This window comes from Mesorhizobium sp. M1E.F.Ca.ET.063.01.1.1 (assembly GCF_003998155.1).
In the GTDB taxonomy this organism is placed as follows: Bacteria; Pseudomonadota; Alphaproteobacteria; order Rhizobiales; family Rhizobiaceae; genus Mesorhizobium.
The window spans coordinates 1-3,734 of sequence record NZ_RZSC01000592.1; the positions used below are offsets into that span (position 1 = coordinate 1).

General features: G+C 68.3%; 4 protein-coding genes. 2 read left to right on the forward strand and 2 right to left on the reverse strand.

What is annotated here, in order from left to right; all coding sequences use genetic code 11:
- Nucleotides 1-114 precede the first annotated feature (114 nt).
- Nucleotides 115-1,248, reverse strand: a complete 1,134-nt coding sequence (locus EOA29_RS28730; RefSeq protein ID WP_126095976.1) for an alpha-hydroxy acid oxidase — start codon at nucleotides 1,246-1,248, stop codon at nucleotides 115-117.
- Nucleotides 1,249-1,446: 198 nt separating this feature from the next.
- Between EOA29_RS28730 and EOA29_RS28735 the strand changes: the two genes are divergently transcribed.
- Together EOA29_RS28735 and EOA29_RS28740 are read left to right on the forward strand one after the other, a co-directional pair.
- Nucleotides 1,447-2,028 (forward strand): TetR/AcrR family transcriptional regulator, encoded by a 582-nt coding sequence (locus EOA29_RS28735; RefSeq protein ID WP_126094733.1) that lies wholly within the window; start codon nucleotides 1,447-1,449, stop codon nucleotides 2,026-2,028.
- A 277-nt stretch (nucleotides 2,029-2,305) separates the two neighbouring features.
- Nucleotides 2,306-2,446: a hypothetical protein gene (locus EOA29_RS28740; protein WP_189350159.1), complete on the forward strand. Its 141-nt coding sequence runs from the start codon at nucleotides 2,306-2,308 to the stop codon at nucleotides 2,444-2,446.
- A gap of 148 nt (nucleotides 2,447-2,594) precedes the next feature.
- Here EOA29_RS28740 and EOA29_RS28745 read toward each other — a convergent pair.
- Nucleotides 2,595-3,734, reverse strand: a 1,140-nt coding sequence (locus EOA29_RS28745; protein ID WP_145969843.1) for an FAD-binding oxidoreductase, incomplete at its 5' end; no start/stop codon positions are given.

Consider the following 3,734-nt stretch of genomic DNA (forward strand, 5'->3'; position numbering starts at 1 on the left):
GGTCGGCAGACCAGAGGGGGGTGCTGTCCCGCCGGCGTCTCTGATGCTCGCTCCGCCCCTCATCCGCCCTGCGGGCACCTTCTCCCCGTGAACGGGAGAAGGGAGCGCGCCACCCTAATTCAGCACCCTGCCGTCGATCTCCGCGATGCTGCGTGTTCCCGTCAGCGCCATGGTGACCGACAGCTCCTTGCGCAGGATCTCGATGGCTGTCGCCACGCCCGCTTCGCCGCCGGCGCCGAGGCCGTAGACATAGGCGCGTCCGACCAGGCAGGCGCGGGCGCCCAAGGCTAGGGCACGCATCACATCCTGGCCCGAGCGCACGCCGCCGTCGAACAGCACCTCGACCTCCGAGCCCACCGCCTCGGCGATCCTCGGCAGCATCGAGATGGTGGACGGCGCGCCGTCGAGCTGCCGGCCGCCATGGTTGGAGACCACGATGGCGTCGGCGCCGGCCTTGCTGGCGGAGCGCGCGTCGTCGACATTGAGGATGCCCTTGAGGATCAGCTTGCCCGGCCAGATGCTGCGGATCCACTCGACGTCGCTCCAGCTCAGCGTCGCGTCGAACTGGTGCGCCACCCAGTCGGCCACCGCCTTGATGTTGTCCTCGCCCTTCACATGACCGGCGAGGTTGCCGAAGGTCCAGCGCCTTGCCGTGAGCATCCGGGCCGCCCAGGCCGGCCGGCTGGCAATGTCGAGGATCGTGCGGACTTTCAGCGCCGGCGGCACCGAAAGCCCGTTCCTGATGTCGACGTGGCGCTGGCCCAGCACCTGCAGGTCGACGGTGAGCACCAGCGCGCTGCAGCGCGCGGCAAGCGCCCGCTCGGCGAGCGCTCGCACGAAGCCGCGGTCCTTCATCACATAGAGCTGGAACCAGAATGGCTTGCCGACGGCTTGCGCGACGTCCTCGATCGATGAGATCGACATCGTGCTCATCGTATAGGGTATGCCGGCAGCCTTTGCCGCGCGGCAGGCAAGGATCTCGCCATCGGCCCATTGCATGCCGCCGAGGCCGATCGGCGCCAGCGCCACCGGCAGCGATACCTTCTCGCCGAGGATCGTGGTTGCCGTGTCGCGCTGCTCGACATCGACCAGCACGCGCTGCCTGAACGTGATGCGCTCGAGGTCGGCGCGGTTGGTGCGCAGCGTCTGCTCGGCATAGGAGCCGGCCTCGGCATAGTCGAAGAAGACGCGCGGCACCCGGCGGCGCGCCGCCCGGCGCAGGTCCTCGATGCAGGTCATGTCCGTCATCAGCCTTGGCGCCGCCGGGGCTGCCCCGATCGCATCAGGCAGCGTCACCATCCCTGTCGGGACATCGAGCGCCGTGGGGACTACTCTTTCCATGGTCGCCTCCCATCGAATATTAGCTTGCACCGATGATTGAAGGCCGCTTGCCCGCCGATGTAAATTCACTAGCAAGTATACTTTCAACGGCCACGGCAGCGCCCCATGCCCAGAGCGTCCGAAGAGACGAGGCCCGAAATACTGCAGGCGGCCTACAAGCTGTTTCGCCGCCGGGGCTTCTTCCGCGTCGGCATGGACGAGATCGCGGAGGCGGCGGGCGTCACCAAGCGCACGCTCTACAATCACTTCGACAGCAAGGACGCGCTGCTGACCGCCGTGCTCGCCTCGCAGCACGAGCGCACCTTCGCAGACTTCCAGAACTACGGCATCGACCTTTCGGGCAGCGCGGCCGAGCTGATCGACAAGCTGTTCGAAGGCCTGGTGAAATGGTCGTCCAAGCCGCGCTGGGCTGGCTCGGGCTTCACCCGGCTGGCCATCGAGCTTGCCGACCTGTCAGGTCACCCCGCGCGCGCCATCGCCCGCCAGCACAAGGCGTTGATGGAGCGGCACCTGGAGACGCTGCTTGGCCAGGCGAAAGTGCCGGCCCCGAAAACGCGGGCGCGCGAGCTGGCCCTTTTGATCGAAGGCGCCATGGTGATGATCCTGATCCATGGCGACCCGAGCTACTGCACGGCCGCGGCGGAGGCGGCGAAGCGGCTGGTCAGTCTGGATTCCTCGCCCCCGTGAAGGGGTGCGTATCCGGGCTGGCGCCGTGATCCCCAATGTCCCGGCGGACATCTCCCGCAAGGGGGGATTGGCGAGAGCCGACGCGCCATCTGATCTTCCTCCTTGCGGGGAGATGGTCGGCAGACCAGAGGGGGTGCTGTCCGCCGGCGGTGCATGATTTCTCGCGCTGGGCGCGAGTAACCTCCTCCCGCTATCGGATACCGCGCGGAGACAAGCCTGAAACACTTCGCCGTGTCACCCGGCATTCCCGCGAAACGGCCGGAGGCGATTGTCGCGCATGTCAGACTCCAGGAGACGCTCGACCCGGGGCCTTGGCCCTGCCTTCACGGCTGACGTGCGCGAAGCCTGGGAAGCCGCTTACGGCCTGCTCGCCGGGGTCATGATCGCGGCGGCGCGCGAGGTGCAATTGGCGGCGTGAATCGCCTTTGGCCCCTCGCCTTGGCGGAGGCGAGGGGCCGAGCGCAGCGAGCCGGAGAGGGGGCCTTTGTAGGGAGTTCCCCCGCTCCGTCTCGGCTTCGCCGAGCCACCTCTCCCCCACTCCGTGGGGGCGAGGAAAAGGCGCCACCTCAGCCGACAACCTTCCCCGGATTCATCACGTTGCCCGGATCGATCATCGCCTTCACCTTCCGCGCCAATTCCCGCTTCACCGGGTCGGCGTGGCGCTCATAGGCGTCGCGCTTGTCGAGCCCCACCCCGTGCTCGGCCGAGAACGAGCCGCCGGCTTCGCAAAGCCCCTCATAGAGCACGTCCTCGATCGCCGCGTGCCGCTCATGCGGGACCGGCCCGTCGGTGTTGATGGAGATGTGCAGATTGCCGTCGGCGAGATGGCCGAACACGTAAGGCGCGTATGAGGCGTCGACCCGCTTCAGCCCCGCCTCGATGCGCGCCACATAGTCGTCCAGCGCGCCGCCCGGCACTGACACGTCGAATGAAGGCGGCAGATGGTGCATGCGCTCGATCTGCTCGGTCTCCTCGCGCAGCCGCCAGATTGCTTCCGCCTGTGCGTCGGAGCTCGCCACCAGCCCGTCGATGATGCCGGCCTCGTCCCAGACCGCCGCCAACCCGTCCTCGAGCGCAGCTCGCGCCGCCTCCATGCTGTCGGCGCCGAGCCCGAGCACCAGCAGGCAGGGCGCCTCCAGCGGCAGGCTGCCGGGCGCATAGCCCAGCGTCCGCTGCATGAGAGCGGCAAAGCGCTGCCACAGGATCTCGGCGGCGCTGAGCCGCGTGCCGGTTTGCCTAAGGAAATGCCGCACGATGCGCTGCGCACTTTGCGCATCTGGCACGCCGACCAGCGCGGTCGCGCTCGCTCCCGCGACCGGGTCGAGCCGGAGCGCCACGCGGGTGACGATGCCCAGCGTACCCTCCGCGCCGATGAAGAGGTGTTTCAGGTCGTAGCCGGCGCTGGTCTTCAGCACCCGGGTGAGGTCTGAAAACACGCGCCCGTCCGGCAGCACCGCCTCTAAGCCGAGCACCCGGTGGCGCATCGTGCCGTTGCGGAAGGCCATGATGCCGCCGGCATTGGTGGAAACCATGCCGCCGATGGTGGCGCTGCCGCGCGCGGCAAGGTCGATGCCGGGGTCGAGCCCATGCTGGGCCGCCGCTTCCTGCAGGAGCCCAAGCGTCGCGCCGGCCTCAACGATCGCCACGCGCGCGGACGGGTCGATCTCCTCGATCCGGTTCATGGCGCCGAGGTCGCAGATCACCTG

Bases quoted from the DNA above. Each gene is read 5' to 3' on its own strand.
- EOA29_RS28730 (WP_126095976.1), bottom strand. From the start codon at position 1,248: ATGACGGACATGACCTGCATCGAGGACCTGCGCCGGGCGGCGCGCCGC.
- EOA29_RS28735 (WP_126094733.1), top strand. From the start codon at position 1,447: ATGCCCAGAGCGTCCGAAGAGACGAGGCCCGAAATACTGCAGGCGGCC.
- EOA29_RS28740 (WP_189350159.1), top strand. From the start codon at position 2,306: ATGTCAGACTCCAGGAGACGCTCGACCCGGGGCCTTGGCCCTGCCTTC.